The organism is Pseudomonas sp. PvP089 (assembly GCF_017875165.1).
GTDB classification, from domain to species: Bacteria; Pseudomonadota; Gammaproteobacteria; order Pseudomonadales; family Pseudomonadaceae; genus Aquipseudomonas; species Aquipseudomonas fortuita.
The window spans coordinates 5750223-5768231 of the sequence record NZ_JAGGME010000001.1 but is presented as its reverse complement, the minus strand read 5'-3'; the positions used below and the strand labels follow the sequence as shown (position 1 = coordinate 5768231).

Below are 18009 nucleotides of genomic sequence, written 5' to 3'. Positions count from 1 at the left end.
CCGCTTTGCGTTGGGGGGAATGGTTGGCCATGACAAGAGTGGTTACAATTTCGCGGGTTGCTCTGAGTTGATGCTAGTTGATGCTACAATGGCGCCATTCGCGTCACCTGGGTTCCGCACATGAGTGAGCATTTCGCCACCAACCTCAAACTGGCCTGCAGCCACTACCGCTCTATCTCCGAAGTTTGCCGGCAGCTCTCGATCAACCGCGCTCAGTTCAACAAGTACCTGAGCGGGCAGAGCCGTCCGACGGCTTTCAACCTCAAGCGCATTGGCGATTTCTTCGGGGTCGAGGATTACGAGTTGAACCTGCCGGCCGAGCAGTTCGCCCGGCTGATCGGTGCGCGGGTGTCGACCCCTGCCGAGCAGCCCAGCGACCCGATCAGCGAACTGTTCCGCCCGCTGCATGACCATGCGGGCAACCTGTCGCGCTATTGCGGTTATTACTTCGAGTATTCCAACTGCATGTCGGTGCCGGGCACGATCCTGGTCTCGCTGGTGCACCTGTGGGAGGAGCGCGGCCGTTTCCTGTTCGAGCGCCAGGAGCGCCAGGAACGTTCCAGTGCCACGGACCAGCATGCCGAGGTGCGCTGCCGCTACCTGGGCGCGGCGTTCCAGCTGCAGGACCGGGTGTTCCTCATCGACTACGAGTCGCTCACCTTCAACGAAATGAGCCAGACCATTCTCATCCCCAGCTTCAAAAGCCGCATCACCCGCCTGAACGGCCTCAAGGCCGGGGTTTCCAGCGGCGACCGGCGCAACCCGGCCTGCACCCGGGGGGTGTGGGAGTACCTGGGCGAGGAGATCAATCGCATCAATGCATATCGGCAGGTGAAACTGTACCGCCCGGATGATCCGCGAATAGATGATGATGTGCGTGAGCGGTTGAGTGTGGGGCCGTTGCGCAACAGCTTGTTTGAGATTGAATAGATTGAGTGCCTGTACGGGTCTTGTTGCCGGGGCCTCCCTGTTGGAAAGGGGCGGTGCTCCCGGCTCAATGACTGTTCAGAAAAGACTAAGTTGCCGCAACCACTCCCCAGCCGGACGCCCCTCATCGAGTAAAAGCTTCAAGGACATCAAGCAGCAAACAGTGATCAGCAGTGGCTTGATTAGCCGTGGTCCGAAGTAGATAGCGCAACGTGCGCCGAGTTGGGCGCCAACAATGGCACAAAGCGCCATTGCCAGGGCTAAAGGCCAGATGATTGCGCCGCTAAAGGCAAAGACTGAAAGGGCGCCTAGGTTGCAGGATGCATTGAGCAATTTGCTGTTGCAGATCGCCTGCATAAGATGCTGACCCAAGAGTAAGGTGAAAGCGACCATGAAAAACGAACCCGTGCCTGGTCCAAAGATCCCGTCGTAGAAACCAATGACTGGCGCAACTGCCAGCGTGAAGCCCAGATACGACATCCTCTGCCGACGATCCTTGGTACCAAGCTTGGGGCTGAACGTAAAATAGCCGGCTACTGTAATTAGCAAGATGGGGACAATTGACTCGAGGAGCGCTTTATCGAGCATGCTGATCGACAACGCGCCTGTAACGCCCCCCGCGAACGACAAAGCGGCCATCGGCCAGCCAGTCCGCCACTGGATCATTCTCTTTCGGGCGAACGCCCACACTGCTGAAACACTTGCTGAAGAGGCCTGAAATTTATTGGTAGCCATTGCAGCCAATGGGTCGACACCTGCAATGAAAAAAGCTGGTAACGTGAGTAATCCTCCGCCTCCTGCTATCGCATCAAAAAAACCGGCGAGCAAGGCGACAGAGGCCAGCGCCAAGAGTATTGAAACTTCAATCTCCACTTTTCTTTTCCCCGCCTTAGCCGCGTACGATCAATGGGTCTTGTTGTAAAATCACAGGCCGGGCATCAGGTGAGTACCCAAATAGTCGAACCAGCAGTCTGCGGTTGTCCTTGATGACGTCGCGGGCGTGAAGTGCCTGGCAATTATTGATCAATAGTGCAGAGTCGGGGCTTGGCAGGAAATCGTAGGGTTGCTCTTTGTCCAGCAAGTCTCGCAATGTTTGATAAGCCTGTCGTGTCGAATGGTTAGCTTCATCATGCAGTGAGTGCCTATAGCTGCTATATCGGAGGGTGAAATCGCCTCTAACATCGAACTGAAGAATCGAATTTGCGATCGTCGCCTGACTCTCATCCTTCACGAAGCAGTCGCTGCGGGTAAAGCAGAATGACTTGGAAGATAGCGCCAGTGCCTCAAGGCCGTTGAGATTTGAGATCGCATTGCGCACGGGTATGAGTTTGGTCGGTTCCTGTAATGGATTCCATCTTGCACTCAGGATCAATGCGCTTGGAGCAGGGGGATGCTCACCCTCGAACTGAACTGAGCAGTTGTAAGGAGGTTCAGTGTGTGGGCCCAGTTGAACGCCTGCATGGGAGCTCAGTTCGGCTTGATGCAGGTTGAGTTCATTCGGTAGCAATCGCACTCCGCCACCTTTGAAATTTCCAACAAGCCGTACTTGCATACCGCCATTGTCGATATCAAAAGCGAATGAGCGGTAGTCGACAAGGCTCAAAAGAATCTGGTTTCGTGAGGCCATATAGACGGTAACCGGATCGATCTTCAAAATATCAATGTCTGCCAGCTCGCTCGGTACAGGGCCCACGTTAGGAACTTTCATTGCAGCGAATTCAAGTGCTGCTGCTTTTCCGGAGGCAAATATTTCTAGCAAAGCAAGCTGTGCGTCATCCAGTGAATTCTTCAAGATTTTTGCCTGACAGGCAGATAGGGCAGCAGCTCCCGCGACATCTGGGCCGCCGACAGCGGCAGTTTGTCGTGAGCCGTGATCAAGTATGCTGGCTTGCATTTTACTAAATGTGAGATGAAGGATCTCGGTTCCGGCCTTAGCGTTTACCCCTTCCATTTTTATTCTCCTTGTATGTAGGTAAAGGTGACTCTTCTTGTTAGGGCGGAGACTATTTAGCCAGAGACCTTTTACCGATGATGTAAGGTGGAGCCCTTGCGAGCTGTAGGGAATGTCTATGGGTGTGGTAGGAATCGTCTTGGGTGGGTAGTGCTGTCAGCCTCAGGGTTGGACTTCCCCGCCCGGAAACCGCAAAATGACCCCTTTCCTTCATCAACCTCTCGGATCTGCTGACTCTATGCGTATGCGCCTAATGCTGTTGGGTGGTGGCAATGCCCTCGGGCAAGCGCTGATTCGTCTTGGGGCCGAGGAGGACATTGCTTTCCTGGCGCCGCGCCCTCCCGAGAATGGCTGGACGCCGGCCAACCTCACTCAGTTGCTCGACGATCACCGCCCCGACGCCTTGGTCAACCTGGCCTATTACTTCGACTGGTTCCAGGCCGAGTCGGTCAGCGAGCAACGCCTGGCTCAACAGGAGCGGGCAGTGGAGCGGCTGGCAGAGCTGTGCCAGCACCACCAGATCACCCTGGTGCAACCTTCCAGCTACCGGGTATTCGATGGTTCGCGGGCAACGGCCTACAGCGAAAAGGACGAGCCCGTGCCGCTGGGCCTGCGTGGCCAGGCCTTGTGGCGCATCGAGCAGAGTGTGCGCGCGACCTGTCCGCAGCACGTACTGCTGCGCTTCGGCTGGTTGCTCGACGAGAGCATCGACGGCTCGCTGGGCCGCTTCCTGACCCGTGCCGAGCAACCGCAGGAGCTGCTGCTGGCCGATGACCGGCGTGGCAACCCGACACCGGTCGACGATGCCGCACGGGTGATTCTGTCGGTGCTCAAGCAACTCGATTGCAGTGCGCCGCTGTGGGGCACTTACCATTACGCCGGCAACGAGGCGACCACGCCGCTGGCGCTGGGCCAGGCGATTCTTACCGAAGCAGGCCAACACCGCCAGCTGGCGGTGCAGGCGCCCACACCGCAGGCCCATGCCGCACGGCCGGATGCCAGCGAAGAGCCGCAGAACGCTGTACTGGCCTGCAAGAAAATCCTTCATACCTTCGGCATCAAGCCGCGCGCCTGGCGCGCCGGCCTGCCGCCTCTACTGGACCGGTTCTACCGCCATGGCTGACGCCCCCATCCTGATCACCGGCGGTGCCGGCTTCATTGGCTCCCACCTGTGCGATGCGTTGTTGGACAAAGGCTACGCCGTACGCATTCTCGACGACTTCTCCACCGGCCGGCGCAGCAACCTGCAGGTTGGCCACCCGCGTCTGGAACTGATCGAAGGCGATGTCGCCGACGCCGGGCTGGTCATGCAGGCCGCGGCAGGCTGCAGTGCCGTGGTGCACCTGGCGGCGGTGGCCTCGGTACAGGCCTCGGTCGAAGACCCGGTGCGTACCCACCAGAGCAACTTCATTGGCACCCTGAACGTGTGCGAAGCCATGCGCGTGCAGGGTCTGCGCCGGGTGTTGTTCGCCTCCAGTGCGGCGGTGTACGGCAACAATGGCGAAGGCGAGTCGATTGCCGAAGACACGCCCAAGGCGCCGCTGACCCCCTATGCCGTGGACAAGCTGGCCAGTGAGCAGTACCTGGACTTCTACCGCCGTCAGCATGGGCTGGAGCCGGTGGTGTTCCGCTTCTTCAACATTTTCGGGCCACGCCAGGACCCGTCCTCACCGTATTCCGGGGTAATCAGCATCTTCTGCGAGCGCGCAGTGCAGGGCTTGCCGATCACCCTCTTCGGCGATGGCGAGCAGACCCGCGACTTCCTCTACGTGGGCGACCTGGTGCAGGTGATGGTGCAGGCGCTGGAGCAGCCGCAGGTCGAGGAGGGGGCGGTGAACATCGGCCTCAACCAGGCTACCTCGCTGAACCAGTTGCTGGTGGCGCTTGAGAAGGTGGTGGGCAGCTTGCCGGCGATTACGCATGTGGCGGCGCGTGCCGGTGACATTCGCCATTCGCGGGCGGATAACCAGCGGTTGCTGGCGCGGTTCGAGTTTCCGCAGGCGACGTCGATGGTCGAGGGCCTGGCCAAGCTTCTCGGTAAACACTGAGCCCCTGGGGGCGCTTTGCGCCCCTTTCGCGACGCAAGGCCGCTCCCACAGGGACAGCGTGCAGCCAATTGACTTGCGCTCAGTGTGGGAGCGGCCTTGTGTCGCGATGGGCTGCGCAGCAGCCCCAAAAATCACCCATGCCGCACAACCCTGCGCAGGCAATCCTCGGCCCCCAGTACCCGCCCATCCAAAGCGCGCACCTGCAATGTCTCGATGGCCTGCCCTTTGGCAGCCTCGAACAATTCAGAACGCGCTTCCCCCGCTTCAAACAGGTATCGCTCCCCCCACTGCCTCAAGCCAACCACCACCGGAAACACCGACAGCCCTTTCTCGGTCAGCACATATTCCTTGTAGGCAGAGCCATCCGATGCCGGCTGCAGCGCCAGTAATCCGCTCTCCACCAGCAGCTTGAGCCGCGAGGCGAGGATGTTCTTGGCCAGCCCCAGGTTCTTCTGAAATTCACTGAACCGCCGCAGCCCGTCAAAGGCATCGCGCAGGATCATCAGTGCCCAGCGATCACCCAGCACCTCCAGCGCCCGGGCTACGGGGCACTGCGCATTGTTTTCATCGAGCATGGGTCAAACCTGTGTTGATTATCTGGTTGCAGATTAAAACCACATTTGCTAAATAGCCAGTATGTGGTTTCAAATCGAAACCAGATGGACGAGGCCGGCCTTATGACACCTTCGCTGACACGCTGGATATTCCTGTTGCTTGCCACCACCAGCGCCATGGCGGTGGCGACGATTTACTTCGCCCAGCCTCTGCTCGAGTCGATGGCTGCCGACCTGGGGGTGGCGCAGCAGCAGATTGGCTGGGCGGTCGGCGCCACCCAGGCAGGCTACGCCCTCGGGCTACTGCTGATCGTGCCTCTGGGGGACTTGGTCGATCGCAAGCGCCTGTTGCTCGGGCAGTTGTTGTTCTCGGCGCTGGCGCTGGTCGGCGTGGGCATGGCGCCGAACTGGGCGATGTTACTGCTGGCCTTGGCCATTACCGGGCTGATGGCCGTCATGGTCCAGGTAATGGTGGCGCATGCGGCCAGCCTCGCCTCGCCTGGCGAGCAAGGGCAGGCCGTGGGCACCGTCACCAGTGGCATTGTGCTGGGGATTCTGTTGGCGCGGCTGGTGGCGGGCGGGCTAGCCGACCTGGCCGGTTGGCGAAGTGTTTATCTGGTTGCCGCAGGGCTGCTGATGTTACTGGCCGTGGTGCTGTGGCGCAGCCTGCCCAGCAGGCAGCCGTTGATGCACCGGCCTGGCTACCGGGCGATGCTCGTGTCCCAGTTCCGTTTGTATCGGGAAGACACGCTGCTGCGCCAGCGCGGGGTGTTTGGGGTATTGATCTTTGCCGCGTTCAGCGTGCTGTGGAGCGCCATGGTCATGCCCCTCAGTGCTGCGCCATTGGCTATGAGCCATACCGAAATTGGCCTGTTCGGCCTGGCAGGTGTTGCAGGTACTCTGGCGGCAGCGCGCGCCGGTCGCTTGGCCGACAGGGGGCTGGGAGAGCGCACCACCGGGTTGGCGCTGGCGCTGCTGACGCTGTCGTGGTTGCCCACCGCTTTTGTCGGGCAGTCCCTGATAGCCTTTGTGCTAGGCGTGCTGATGCTGGACTTTGCCGTGCAGGCGGTGCATGTCACCAACCAGAGCCTGTTACTGGTAGGGCGCGGCGCGATGGCCAGCCGCTTGATCGGTGCCTACATGTGCTGCTATTCGCTTGGCAGCGGGCTGGGGGCGGTGCTTGCGAGTTGGGTGCATGCCCATTGGGGGTGGGCTGCGGTGTGTGGGCTTGGCATGGCCTTCAGTGCGGCAGCGCTGGGCTACTGGCTCTGGTTGCAACGCGCGAGGGCGGCCGAAGCCGCCCTGCAGTGTTCAGGTCAGAACTTGTAGCCAAGGCCGACCATGTACACCCACGGGTCGACGTCGACGTCGACCTTGGTCTTGCTGTAACCCAGCGCGGTCGGGCCGTTGACGCTGGCCTTGGTGTCGATGTCGACATACCAGACCGAGGCGTTGACCAGCAGGTTGTCGGTCAGCATGTAATCCATACCCAGTTGGCCGGCGATACCTACCGAATCCTGCAGCTTGAGGTTGCTGAAGCCTTGTTGCTTGCGCGCGCTGCTCAGGTCTTCGTCAAAGAACAGGGTGTAGTTGATACCCACGCCGGCGTATGGCTGGAAACGCGAATTCGGCTCCATCGGGTAGTACTGCAGCGACAGGGTCGGTGGCAGTTGCTTGATGTCGGCCAGTTTGCCGTCCAGCCCGCCGCCCAGGCCTTTTACGCCGACGGTGTGCTTGAACGGGGTGGCTGCCAGCAGTTCCAGGCCGATGTGGTCGGTGAGCATGTAGGCAAAGGTCAGGCCCAGCTGGGTGTCGCTGTCCAGGGTCGCTTTAGTGCCCGACACTTTGTTGCCGTCGAACTTCAGGTCGCCGCTGCTCTCGTTCGGGGCAGTGGTGATTGCGCCTGCGCGCAAGATCATGTCCCCCGCCTGATAGGCGTGGGCGGCAGGGGCGGCGAGCGCAAGGGCCACAAGCGAGGCGCCGAGCAAGGACTTGTTCATGGAAGCTCCCAAAGGACGTTATTAATCGAGTAGTCCAATGGTACGGAGGTGGTTAAACAGAAAGTTTGACCCAGCTCAAAGAAGCGTCTTCACGAATTCGAAACAGTTCTCATCTCAGCTCATAAACATAGATTTTCTCGGCTTCCATCTGATAGCCGGCGTCGGCCAGTTCGCTGCTGGAGGCTCTAACCTGCAGCTTTCCCTCGATCCAGTAGGGCTGGTAGAGGTCTTCGACACGCACGCCCATCTCGCTGAAAATGTGCACGATCTGATTCGACGGTGGCGGCGGCACATGGATGCACGCACCGTAATAAGGGACCAGCAGGAATTCGGTGGTGCGGCCTTCTTCGCTGACCTCCAGTGGCACGATGTAGCCAGGCAGCTTGACCTGTTGGCCGTCGAGGCTTTTCACCACCGGGGCGTCGGGGGCCTGCTGACGCGCGGGCGGGGCAGATTCGGCAGCCAGGGCGTTGCTGAGCTGTGACATGTCGTGCAGCGGCGCCAGTTGTGGCGGGATGACTGGGGCGCCTTCGGGGATCAGGGCGGGCCAGTCCAGCTCCTTGGGTTCGGCGGCCCAAAGAGGCATCGCCACCAGCAACAGCAGGGCCAGCAGCATGCGCATGGCCGGCCTCTTCGCGGGCATGCCTGCTCCCACAGGTCCTCTACAAGGCCTGAGGCTAGTGGAGAACCCTGTGGGAGCGGGCGTGCCCGCGAAGCAGGCGGTGAGGTGTCTGATCATTACGCGCACTCAGAGGTGTATGGACAGGCCATCGGCCAGCGACTGCCGATAAGCCCGCCACGCCGGCACGCTGCCCATCAGCAACGCAGCCCCCAGGATGATAGCCAGCAAGGTCCATTCATGTGCGCTCGGCAGAGCCAGTGGCAAATACAAACCATAGTTGGCCTGCACGTACCCCTGCGTCAGGGCAATCCCCGCATACAGCAAGCCAAGCCCGGCCACGATCCCGACCGCTGCCAGTGACAGCGCTTCCAGTACCAGCAGCCCCGCGATATGCCACGGCCTGGCCCCGACCGACCGCAAGATCGCCATCTCCCGGCGGCGCTCGTTGAGGCTGGTGAGAATTGCCGTGAGCATGCCAATCAAGCCGGTCAGCACCACGAACAGCGAGACCACGAACAACGCTTGTTCCGCCGTGCCCATCAGGCTCCATAGCTCCTGTAGGGCCACGCCCGGGAGGATTGCCAGCAACGGCTCGCTGCGGTACTCGTTGATCTCGCGCTGCAGGCTGAAAGTCGCGATCTTGTTGTTAAGGCCCAGCATGAACGCGGTAATGGCTGCGGGTTGCAGGTCCATCGTGCGTGCCTGCTCGGCGCTGATGCGCCCAGCGCCACGGGCGGGTACGCCGTTGTGCCAGTCGATATGGATGGCCTGCATACCGCCCAGGCTGATATGCAGGGTGCGGTCGACCGGTGTGCCGGTGCGCTTGAGCACACCGACCACGGTGAATGGCTTGTCATCATGCTTGACCAGGCTGATGGCGGCCACGCCGTGGGCCAGCACCAGCTTGTCACCCAGCTTGTAGTGCAACGCCTCGGCCACTTCAGCGCCGAGCACCACCTCGAACGGGTCGCTGGCGAACTCACGCCCCTGGCTCAGTTCCAGATGCTGGCGGCGGCCGTACTGGTAATGGCTGAAGTAATCCGTCGTGGTGCCCATCACTCGGTAGCCGCGGTGCGAATCGCCCAGCGAGATCGGGATCGCCCATTTCACTCGCGGGTCCTGCGCATAGTGCTGGAAGCTTTCCCAACGGATGTTGTTGGTCGCGTTGCCAATGCGAAACACCGAATACAGCAGCAGGTTCACCGAACCGGAACGGGCGCCGACGATCAGGTCGGTGCCGCTGATGGTGCTGGCGAAGCTGGCGCGAGCTTCGGTGCGAACGCGCTCCACGGCCAACAGCAGGCACACCGAAAGGGCGATGGCAAAGGCGGTGAGAAAGGCGGTGAAGCGGCGGTTGGCCAGGCTGGCCAGGGCAAGGCGGAGCAGGTACATCAGGCCTCCCGGGGCTTGGCGGCGCGGTTGAGGTCGGCCAGGGAAAGGTGACGGTCGAACAGGGGCGCCAGGCTCTGGTCGTGGCTGACGAACAGCAAGCTGGTGCCGGCAGCGCGACACTCATCGAACAGCAGGCGGATGAACGCTTCGCGTGTGTCAGCATCCAGCGCCGAGGTCGGTTCGTCGGCAATCACCAGCTCCGGCTGACCGATCAGGGCGCGGGCAGCGGCGACGCGCTGCTGCTGGCCGATCGACAGGCTGTCGGCGCGGCGGGCGAGCAGGGCCGGGTCGTCCAGGCCCAAGTGGGCGAGCAGCGTGCTTGCGGCCTGGTCGACACTGCCGTGGCGCTGCTCGGCGCGTGCCTTGCGGCTGCGCGAGAAGCGGCAGGGCAGCTCGACGTTCTCACGTACCGAGAGGAATGGCAGCAAGTTGAACTGCTGGAAAATGTAGCCCGTGTGATCGACCCGAAAGCGGTCACGGGCACCCTGGCCCAGCTTGCCGAGGTCCTGCCCGAGCAACTGGATGCTGCCCTGCGCCGGCACGTTCACCCCGCCCAACAGGCCCAGCAAAGTGGTTTTGCCACTGCCGCTGGGGCCCTTGAGAAACAGGGCTTCACCCGCGTCCAGGTGGAATGCCGGAATAGCCAGCAGCGGCGGCTGACCTGGCCAGGCGAACACCAGGTCATGCAGTTCGATCAGCGGCTGGTTCATTCAGAAGGCGACCACTGCCTTGGCAGGCGTGGTTTCCACGCCTTTCTGGCCGTTGGGGCCGATCAGTTGCACGTTGATTTTCTGGGTGGCCGGGAAGGCCTTGAACAGGGGCGTCAGGTCGAACTGTGTGAGTTTTTCGGGGTTGGCGCAGGTCAGTTGGTAATGGACGCCGATGTCGCTGTGCGGGTGGCCATGCGCGTGTTCATCGTCATCGTCGTCAGCTTTCGCGGCGTCACCGAACAACGGGCTTTCCAGTTCCTGCTGTTCTTCCTTGCAGTGTGCTGCTGCAGAAAGGCCGAACAGCTTGAGGGGTTGTTCGAGTTGCTGGTGCACGGCAGCTACCTTGGCCTTGTCGGCATCACTGCTTGCGGCATGCTCGAAGCCCACCAGGTTCATCGCCGGGCTGTCCAGCTCCAGCTCAAGGGTGTTGCCATCGAGCACGACGTTGAGCTTGGCCACGCCATGCTCGTGGGCGCCGAGCGTACCATGGGCGTGATCATGATCATGGTCATCGTGGGCATGGGCCACGGCCAGTGGCAGCAAGGCGAAGGGCAGGGCGAGCAGCAGGCGACGCATGGACGACTCCGGAGCGGGCTGGAAGATTGAGTTATGTTATAACAACTTTTCTGCGCGCCGCCAGCCTGCGTGGCTAAGGTTTCATGTTGCGGTAGCATGGCTGCATTGACTTGGGCTCAAGGAACGCATCATGAGAATTCGTGGACAGATTGGTGACTGGCCGGTGGACCTGACCATCGAGCTGGCGCCTGAAGAGTGGGCGCAACTGGGTAAGCAAATCGAGGTGCCTGCAGTGGTTCAAGGTGCTGCGACGCCTACAGTGGCGGCACCGCGCCAGGATGACGGGCAATGGACCGCCGCGCGTGATGTGTTGCGCCTTGCCGGGCAGATGAGCGGGCCGGAGTTGCTGGACCGGCTGGAAGGGCTGGCGGGAAGCACGGCGGCAGGCAAACGGCTGCTGGTGCGCTTGCGGCACAGCAGTGAGGTGAAGGTGGAAAGTGGCGTGGATGCGCCGGTCTATCACTGGGTTGGGTGAATTGGTATTGCCTGTTCTGGCCTCTTCGCGGGCGCGCCCGCCCCCCACAGGATTTCACCGCGCTTGGGAGCTGTGCACACCTGTTGGAGCGGGCATGCCCGCGAACGAGGGCGAAGCCCTCGCAAATGCCACCAGGTCAGAACATCGCCGCCGATAGCTTGCGGCGATAAACGCCAACCAGCGGATGATCCCCCCCCAGCAGCTCGAACACCTGCAGCAACGCCTTCTGCGGCAGCCCGTTCTCGTAGCCACGGTTACGCTGGAACAGCTTCAGCAGCCCATCCAGCGCCGCTTCGTACTGCTGGCGCGCCAGCTGCTGAATGCTCAGCTGATAGGCCGCCTCGTCATCCTGCGGATTCTGCGCCAGGCGGCTTTTCAGGTCTGCCACTTCTGGCAGGCTGGCGGCCTGGCGCAGGAAGGTCAGCTGGGCCTTGGCCCCGGCCAGTGCAGCCTTGTGCTCGTCGGTCTTGACCGCATCCAGCACCACCTGGGCCTCGCCCAGCTCGCCACGTTCGGCCAGGCAGCGGGCGTACAGGATCAGCGCCTCGGCGTTGCTGTTGTCCTCACCCACCAGTGCCTGCAGCAACGCTTCGGCTTCGGCAAAGCGGCTTTCGGCAAACAGCGCCTTGGCCTGCTCCAGCGGCGAAGCGACGGGTGCAGCGGGCATCTGCACGTGCGGCTCGAGCATGGCGCGAATCGCCGATTCCGGCTGAGCCCCGGCAAAACCGTCCACCGGCTGGCCGTCCTTGAACAGCACGACGGTCGGCAGGCTGCGAATGCCGAACTGGGCAACCACCTGTTGCTCCACGTCGCAGTTGATCTTGGCCAGCAGCAGCTCGCCCTGGTAACCCTCGGCGATCTTGGCCAGCAACGGCATCAGTGCCTTGCAGGGCGCGCACCACTCGGCCCAGAAGTCCACCAGCACCGGCTTGTGGAAGGAGTTCTCGATTACCAGTTGCTGGAAGGTGGCATCGGTAGCGTCGAAAATGTAAGGCGTGTCTTGGGTCATCGCGACTCTCGCAAACTCGTGAATGGCACCACTATAAGGCGTCGCGGCTGGCGTGGTACAGGCTGACCCTGCGGAATTCGTGTGGCTCGGCCAGGTCCGGCAGGGTCAGCGCTTCGAGCACGCCCAGCTGTTGGTACAGCGGGTGGCAGAAGTTGCGTACGCGCGAGTCGGCCACCAGCGCTTGGCGGCCGCGGCCGAGGAAGGCGTCCAGCAGCGGCAGGTTGGCGCGGTCGTACAGCACATCGGCGACCAGGATCAGGTCGAAGCGGTCGTCCTCGGCAAAAAAGTCACTGCTGTAATTAAGCTCGACCCCATTCAGCGCGGCATTGGCGCGGCAGGCATCGAGGGCCAGCGGGTCGAGGTCGCAGGCCACCACTTCCAATGCACCGGCGCGCGCGGCGGCAATACCGGCGATACCTGAGCCGGCGCCAAAGTCCAGCACGCGCTTGCCGGCCACCCACTCCGGGCGCTCGGCCAGGTAGCGGGCCATGGCCAGGCCACTGGCCCAGCAAAAACTCCAGTAGGGCGGCTCTTCAAGGATGCGCCGGGTTTCTTCGCTGCTGAAGGCGCGGTCCATGTTCTGGTCGTCGATCAACCACAGCTTCAGGTCACAGCCGGGCAGCTCGCTGACGATCAGGCGCGCTTCGCCGATCAGGCCGCTGAGGGCCTGTTGCAGGGCCACGGGTACCACTTACGGCGCCTTCTCGAAACGCAGCGGGCCGGTGGCTTGGGTTTGGGCCTGGCTGATACGCACCGGTGGCAGGTGCATGATCAACTGGCCGGAGCTGCTGGCGCGGCCACGCAGCTCGACCCGCGCGCCGGCCGGGAACGCTTCGGGGTTGAAGCGCAGGTGGTAGGGCAGGGCCTGGCCGGTGCCGGTCAGGTTGCTGCTGGCCAGCAGGCGTTGCGGGCGGTCGCGTTCGTCGATGACCAGCAAGGCCAGTTCCACGTCGGCACCTGCCGGGATTTCCAGCAAGGTGCCGCTCAGTTCGCGCTGGTAGGCCGGCAGCGGGCCCAGTACTTCGGCCGGTTTGGCCGAGCGGGTTGGCGTGGGCGCCGGGGGCGTATCGGTTTTCGGCCTGTCGCTGCCGCAGGCAGCGAGCAGGGCGGCGCAGCACAGCACAACGAGCGCTCGGTAGTGCATGGGGTCGTCCTTCACGGGCAGATTTCCCATGGATGTTAACCCCTTTGGCTTGTCTTGCCAGTGCAATGCGCTACCATGGCCCTCCCTTTTTTTGTTGCCTGCCACCATGCACTGTCCCTTTTGCGGTGCCAACGACACCAAGGTCATTGACTCTCGCCTCGTTGCCGAGGGCGAGCAGGTGCGCCGCCGCCGCGAATGCGTGGCCTGTGGCGAGCGCTTCACCACCTTCGAAACCGCCGAACTGGTGCTGCCCCGGCTGATCAAGCAGGACGGCACGCGCCAGCCTTTCGACGAAGAAAAGCTGCGCGCCGGCATGCAGCGGGCGCTGGAAAAGCGCCCGGTCAGCGTCGAGCGCCTGGAAGCGGCGCTGGCGCACATCAAAAGCCGCTTGCGTGCCACTGGCGAGCGCGAAGTCAAATCGCTGGTGGTGGGAGAAATGGTCATGGCCGAGCTGCGCAAGCTCGACGAGGTGGCCTATATCCGCTTTGCCTCGGTGTACCGACGCTTCCAGGACCTCGACGAGTTCCGCGAAGAAATCGACCGCCTGGCCCGTGAGCCGGCTAAAGAGTGAACATGCCCAGCCAAGCCGCCATCCTTGACGCCCACTACATGGCCCGCGCGCTGCAGCTGGCGCGTAAGGGCGTGTACACCACCCACCCCAACCCGCGCGTAGGTTGCGTGATCGTGCGCGATGGCGAAGTGGTGGGCGAAGGCTGGCATGTGCGTGCTGGCGAGCCACATGCCGAGGTGCATGCCCTGCGCCAGGCCGGTGAGCGTGCCCGTGGCGCCTGTGCATACGTTACCCTCGAGCCGTGCAGCCACCATGGCCGCACGCCGCCGTGCGCCGAAGCACTGGTGAAGGCTGGCGTGGCGCGGGTGGTGGCAGCCATGCAGGACCCTAACCCGCAAGTGGCGGGGCAGGGCCTGCGGCGCCTGGCCGAGGCTGGCATCGAAGTGGCCAGTGGCGTGCTCGAAGCCGAGGCCCGCGCGCTCAACCCAGGCTTTCTCAAGCGTATGGAACACGGCCTGCCGTTCGTGCGCGCCAAGCTGGCCATGAGCCTGGATGGCCGCACCGCGATGGCCAGCGGCGAAAGCCAGTGGATCACCGGCCCCGCTGCCCGTTCGGCGGTGCAGCGCCTGCGTGCCCGTGCCAGCGTGGTGCTGACCAGCGCTGCCAGTGTGCTGGCCGACAATGCGCGCATGACCGTACGTGGCGCCGAGCTGGGCCTGGACGCCGAAACCACCGCCTTGGCACTCAGCCGCACCCCGCTGCGAGTGCTGGTCGATGGCCGCCTGCGCCTGCCACTGGCTGCGCCGTTCTTCCTGGCCGGCCCGGCACTGGTGGTGACCGCTGTCGCAGATGACCCGCGCTATGCCGCTGCCGGCCACGAACTGCTCAGCTTGCCGGGCGACAATGGCCAGGTCGACCTTGCGGCGCTGTTGCAGGCCCTGGCCGCCCGCGGCGTCAACGAAATCCTCCTGGAAGCCGGTGCCGGCCTGGTCGGCGCCTTTGCCCGCCAAGGCCTGATCGACGAGTATCAGCTGTTCGTCGCTGGCACCTTCCTCGGCTCCGACGCCCGCCCATTGCTGGAGTGGCCGCTGGACAAGATGAGCGAAGCGCCGCGATTGAAAATTACCGAAATGCGCGCAGTGGGCGATGACTGGCGGGTCACGGCCATCCCCCTGCCGGCGCCCGGCGTATAATGCCGGGCTTGCCCCGTGCAAACCGTTTTTGAGGAAGACCCCATGTTCACCGGCATCATCGAATCCATCGGCACCATCCGCAGCCTCACCCCCAAGGGGGGGGATGTGCGCGTCCACGTCGACACCGGCAAGCTTGACCTGGGCGACGTCAAGCTCGGCGACAGCATCGCCGTCAACGGTGTGTGCCTGACCGCCGTCGAACTGCCGGGCAATGGCTTCTGGGCCGATGTCAGCGTCGAAACCCTCAAACGCACCGCATTCATCGACCTCAAGAGCGGCAGCAAGGTCAACCTGGAAAAGGCCCTGACCCCCACCACCCGTCTGGGCGGGCACCTGGTCAGCGGCCATGTCGACGGCGTCGGCGAAATCATCTCGCGCAGCGATAACGCCCGCGCCATCCAGTTCCGTGTGCGTGCACCCAAGGAGCTGGCCAAGTACATCGCCCACAAGGGTTCGATCACCGTCGACGGCACCAGCCTGACGGTCAATGAGGTCAATGGCGCCGAGTTCGAGCTGACCATTGTCCCGCACACCCTGTCCGAAACCATCATGGCCGACTACCGCGCAGGGCGTCGGGTAAACCTTGAGGTCGACCTGCTGGCCCGTTACCTGGAGCGCTTGCTGCTGGGTGACAAGGCTGCCGAACCGAGCAAGGGCAGTGGCATTACCGAAAGCTTCCTGGCCGCCAACGGCTTCTTGAAATCCTGATTGAGAAGGGGGTGCCGCGTGGCGCTCAACAGCATCGAAGAACTGGTCGAAGACATCCGCCAGGGCAAAATGGTCATCCTCATGGATGACGAAGACCGCGAGAACGAAGGCGATATCATCATGGCGGCCGAATGCTGCCTGCCCGAACATATCAACTTCATGGCCAAGCACGCCCGTGGCCTGATCTGCATGCCGATGACCCGCGAGCGTTGCGAAACGCTGAAGCTGCCGCTGATGGCGCCGCGCAACGGCTCGGGCTTCGGCACCAAGTTCACCGTATCGATCGAAGCCGCCGAAGGCGTCACCACCGGCATTTCCGCCGCCGACCGAGCACGCACCGTGCAGGCCGCCGCTGCCAAGGACGCCAAGGCCGAAGACATCGTCAGCCCTGGCCACATCTTCCCGCTGATGGCCCAGCCCGGCGGTACCCTGGCCCGTGCCGGCCACACCGAAGCCGCCTGCGACCTCGCACGCATGGCCGGTTTCGAGCCAAGCGGCGTGATCTGCGAAGTGATGAACGACGACGGCACCATGTCGCGTCGCGCCGAGCTGGAAGTGTTCGCCGCCGAGCACGGCTTGAAGATCGGCACCATCGCCGACCTGATCCACTACCGCATGATCCACGAGCGCACCGTGCAGCGTGTTTCCGAGCAGCCGGTGGAGAGCGAGCTGGGCGAGTTCAACCTGGTCACCTACCGCGACGCGGTCGAAGGCGACGTGCACATGGCCCTGACCCTGGGCAAGATCTGCGCCGAAGAGCCTACCCTGGTGCGTGTGCACAACATGGACCCGCTGCGCGACCTGTTGCTGGTCAAGCAGCCAGGCCGCTGGAGCCTGCGTGCTGCCATGGCTGCCGTGGCCGAGGCTGGCAGTGGCGTGGTGCTGCTGCTGGGTCACCCGCTGGACGGCGACGTGTTGCTGGCCCACATCCGCGAAAGCGCGGGCGATGCACCCGCCAAGGCACCGACTACCTACAGCACCGTGGGTGCCGGTTCGCAGATCCTGCGCGACCTCGGTGTGCGCAAGATGCGCCTGATGAGTTCGCCGATGAAGTTCAACGCGATATCCGGATTCGATCTGGAAGTTGTAGAATACGTGCCCTCCGAGTGACTTGAGGCGGCATTGACGCCCTCTGCTCGAGTCCAGACCCCTGTCGAGGCCGCTTGTATGCGGCCTCGCTCTTGAAGATGAGAATATCGGAATGACCCTGAAGACCATCGAAGGTACCTTCATCGCCCCCAAAGGTCGCTATGCTTTGGTGGTTGGCCGCTTCAACAGCTTCGTCGTTGAAAGCCTGGTAAGCGGTGCCGTTGATGCCCTGGTACGCCACGGTGTCAGCGAAAGCGACATCACCATCATCCGTGCCCCGGGCGCATTTGAAATCCCGCTGGTAGCACAGAAGGTCGCCCAGCAAGGCGCCTACGACGCGATCATCGCCCTGGGCGCCGTGATCCGTGGCGGTACCCCGCACTTTGAATACGTGGCGGGCGAATGCACCAAGGGCCTGGCCCAGGTGTCCATGGAGTTCGGTGTTCCAGTGGCCTTCGGCGTACTGACCGTCGACTCCATCGAGCAAGCCATCGAGCGTTCCGGCACCAAGGCCGGCAACAAAGGTGCTGAAGCTGCCCTGTCCGCACTGGAAATGGTCAGCCTGCTGGCGCAGTTGGAGGCCAAGTGATTAGCGACGAAAGCGATCGTTTCAACCCGCGCGATCCAAAACCTGCGGATGCCGGCAAGCCCTCGAAGAGCGCCAAGCGCCGCGAAGCCCGCAAGCTCGCGACCCAGGCACTGTACCAGTGGCACATGGCGCAGCATTCGCTGAACGAGATCGAAGCGCAGTTCCGGGTGGATAACGATTTCACCGATGTCGACGGTGCCTATTTCCGTGAAATCCTGCATGGGGTTCCGGCAAGCAAGGGCGAAATCGACAAGGCCCTGGCGCCTTGCATGACCATGACGCTGGAAGAGCTCGACCCGGTCGAGCTGGCCGTGCTGCGTCTGTCCACCTGGGAGTTCATCAAGCGCGTCGACGTACCGTACCGCGTAGTGATCAACGAAGGTGTCGAGCTGGCCAAGGTCTTTGGTGCCACCGACGGCCACAAGTTCGTCAACGGCGTGCTGGACAAGCTGGCTCCGTCGCTGCGTGAAGCCGAAGTCAAGGCGAACAAGCGCTGATTCTGGCGCTGCCG

At 62.7% G+C, this 18009-nt stretch carries 22 protein-coding genes; 11 read left to right on the top strand and 11 right to left on the bottom strand.

The genetic code is table 11. The features are described from left to right. Window positions 1–120 precede the first annotated feature (120 nt). Window positions 121–930 carry a helix-turn-helix transcriptional regulator gene (locus J3A71_RS26330; RefSeq protein WP_209952671.1) on the top strand — a complete coding sequence of 270 codons (810 nt, stop codon included), beginning with the start codon at window positions 121–123 and terminating at the stop codon, window positions 928–930. A gap of 75 nt (window positions 931–1005) precedes the next feature. Here J3A71_RS26330 and J3A71_RS26325 read toward each other — a convergent pair whose 3' ends face one another. Next, window positions 1006–1800: a TSUP family transporter gene (locus tag J3A71_RS26325; RefSeq protein ID WP_024717609.1), complete on the bottom strand. Its 795-nt coding sequence runs from the start codon at window positions 1798–1800 to the stop codon at window positions 1006–1008. A 16-nt stretch (window positions 1801–1816) separates the two neighbouring features. Next, the gene (locus tag J3A71_RS26320) at window positions 1817–2878 is read right to left on the bottom strand and encodes a hypothetical protein (protein ID WP_095116979.1); all 1062 of its coding nucleotides are present in this window, start codon (window positions 2876–2878) and stop codon (window positions 1817–1819) included. A gap of 238 nt (window positions 2879–3116) precedes the next feature. Here J3A71_RS26320 and J3A71_RS26315 point away from each other — a divergent pair, with 238 nt between their 5' ends. Both J3A71_RS26315 and J3A71_RS26310 read left to right on the top strand, forming a co-directional pair. Next, complete coding sequence (locus J3A71_RS26315) at window positions 3117–4001, top strand: sugar nucleotide-binding protein (RefSeq protein ID WP_024717608.1); 885 nt, start codon at window positions 3117–3119, stop codon at window positions 3999–4001. Further along, window positions 3994–4926: an NAD-dependent epimerase/dehydratase family protein gene (locus J3A71_RS26310; RefSeq protein ID WP_102668040.1), complete on the top strand. Its 933-nt coding sequence runs from the start codon at window positions 3994–3996 to the stop codon at window positions 4924–4926. Before J3A71_RS26315 ends, J3A71_RS26310 begins: the two co-directional genes overlap by 8 nt. Window positions 4927–5057: 131 nt before the next feature. Here J3A71_RS26310 and J3A71_RS26305 read toward each other — a convergent pair whose 3' ends face one another. Further along, window positions 5058–5501 (bottom strand): helix-turn-helix domain-containing protein, encoded by a 444-nt coding sequence (locus J3A71_RS26305; protein ID WP_070086749.1) that lies wholly within the window; start codon window positions 5499–5501, stop codon window positions 5058–5060. Window positions 5502–5603: 102 nt separating this feature from the next. Here J3A71_RS26305 and J3A71_RS26300 point away from each other — a divergent pair, with 102 nt between their 5' ends. Beyond that, window positions 5604–6809, top strand: coding sequence for an MFS transporter (locus tag J3A71_RS26300; RefSeq protein ID WP_102668041.1), 1206 nt, complete (start codon window positions 5604–5606; stop codon window positions 6807–6809). On the opposite strand, the gene J3A71_RS26295 is transcribed toward J3A71_RS26300, so the two are convergent. The 5 genes from J3A71_RS26295 to J3A71_RS26275 form a co-directional block, all read right to left on the bottom strand. After that, window positions 6797–7480, bottom strand: a complete 684-nt coding sequence (locus tag J3A71_RS26295) for an OmpW family outer membrane protein (protein WP_014589498.1) — start codon at window positions 7478–7480, stop codon at window positions 6797–6799. The genes J3A71_RS26300 and J3A71_RS26295 overlap by 13 nt on opposite strands. 109 nt (window positions 7481–7589) lie before the next feature. Further along, the gene (locus tag J3A71_RS26290) at window positions 7590–8102 is read right to left on the bottom strand and encodes a DUF3299 domain-containing protein (RefSeq protein WP_095116981.1); all 513 of its coding nucleotides are present in this window, start codon (window positions 8100–8102) and stop codon (window positions 7590–7592) included. 126 nt (window positions 8103–8228) lie between these two features. After that, window positions 8229–9494, bottom strand: a complete 1266-nt coding sequence (locus J3A71_RS26285) for an ABC transporter permease (RefSeq protein WP_209952673.1) — start codon at window positions 9492–9494, stop codon at window positions 8229–8231. Next, window positions 9494–10204 carry an ABC transporter ATP-binding protein gene (locus J3A71_RS26280; RefSeq protein ID WP_016484689.1) on the bottom strand — a complete coding sequence of 237 codons (711 nt, stop codon included), beginning with the start codon at window positions 10202–10204 and terminating at the stop codon, window positions 9494–9496. Before J3A71_RS26280 ends, J3A71_RS26285 begins: the two co-directional genes overlap by 1 nt. Then, the gene (locus J3A71_RS26275) at window positions 10205–10780 is read right to left on the bottom strand and encodes a DUF2796 domain-containing protein (RefSeq protein ID WP_209952676.1); all 576 of its coding nucleotides are present in this window, start codon (window positions 10778–10780) and stop codon (window positions 10205–10207) included. 130 nt (window positions 10781–10910) lie between these two features. Between J3A71_RS26275 and J3A71_RS26270 the strand changes: the two genes are divergently transcribed. Then, window positions 10911–11255 carry a hypothetical protein gene (locus J3A71_RS26270; protein WP_016484691.1) on the top strand — a complete coding sequence of 115 codons (345 nt, stop codon included), beginning with the start codon at window positions 10911–10913 and terminating at the stop codon, window positions 11253–11255. A gap of 136 nt (window positions 11256–11391) precedes the next feature. On the opposite strand, the gene trxA is transcribed toward J3A71_RS26270, so the two are convergent. Genes trxA through J3A71_RS26255 form a run of 3 tightly spaced genes read right to left on the bottom strand, consistent with a single transcriptional unit; the run spans window position 11392 to window position 13408 of the window. Continuing rightward, a complete protein-coding gene (trxA, locus tag J3A71_RS26265; protein WP_209952679.1) occupies window positions 11392–12264 on the bottom strand; it encodes a thioredoxin in 873 nt (290 codons plus the stop codon). A 31-nt stretch (window positions 12265–12295) separates the two neighbouring features. Then, complete coding sequence (locus J3A71_RS26260) at window positions 12296–12955, bottom strand: 50S ribosomal protein L11 methyltransferase (protein ID WP_096425518.1); 660 nt, start codon at window positions 12953–12955, stop codon at window positions 12296–12298. Continuing rightward, complete coding sequence (locus J3A71_RS26255) at window positions 12956–13408, bottom strand: YbaY family lipoprotein (protein WP_016484694.1); 453 nt, start codon at window positions 13406–13408, stop codon at window positions 12956–12958. Window positions 13409–13514: 106 nt separating this feature from the next. Between J3A71_RS26255 and nrdR the strand changes: the two genes are divergently transcribed. The 6 genes from nrdR to nusB all read left to right on the top strand — a co-directional run bounded on the left by nrdR (window position 13515) and on the right by nusB (window position 17995). Beyond that, window positions 13515–13979, top strand: a complete 465-nt coding sequence (nrdR, locus tag J3A71_RS26250) for a transcriptional regulator NrdR (protein ID WP_003255402.1) — start codon at window positions 13515–13517, stop codon at window positions 13977–13979. 2 nt (window positions 13980–13981) lie between these two features. Further along, window positions 13982–15112 (top strand): bifunctional diaminohydroxyphosphoribosylaminopyrimidine deaminase/5-amino-6-(5-phosphoribosylamino)uracil reductase RibD, encoded by a 1131-nt coding sequence (ribD, locus tag J3A71_RS26245; protein WP_096425520.1) that lies wholly within the window; start codon window positions 13982–13984, stop codon window positions 15110–15112. Between the two features lie 42 nt (window positions 15113–15154). Continuing rightward, on the top strand, window positions 15155–15820 hold the full coding sequence (locus tag J3A71_RS26240; protein WP_016484696.1) for a riboflavin synthase: 666 nt from the start codon (window positions 15155–15157) through the stop codon (window positions 15818–15820). An 18-nt stretch (window positions 15821–15838) separates the two neighbouring features. Further along, window positions 15839–16930: a bifunctional 3,4-dihydroxy-2-butanone-4-phosphate synthase/GTP cyclohydrolase II gene (ribBA, locus tag J3A71_RS26235; RefSeq protein ID WP_016484697.1), complete on the top strand. Its 1092-nt coding sequence runs from the start codon at window positions 15839–15841 to the stop codon at window positions 16928–16930. Window positions 16931–17021: 91 nt separating this feature from the next. Further along, window positions 17022–17498: a 6,7-dimethyl-8-ribityllumazine synthase gene (ribE, locus tag J3A71_RS26230; RefSeq protein ID WP_003255395.1), complete on the top strand. Its 477-nt coding sequence runs from the start codon at window positions 17022–17024 to the stop codon at window positions 17496–17498. Then, window positions 17495–17995 carry a transcription antitermination factor NusB gene (nusB, locus tag J3A71_RS26225; protein WP_016484698.1) on the top strand — a complete coding sequence of 167 codons (501 nt, stop codon included), beginning with the start codon at window positions 17495–17497 and terminating at the stop codon, window positions 17993–17995. Before ribE ends, nusB begins: the two co-directional genes overlap by 4 nt. The last annotated feature ends 14 nt before the right edge of the window (window positions 17996–18009 follow it).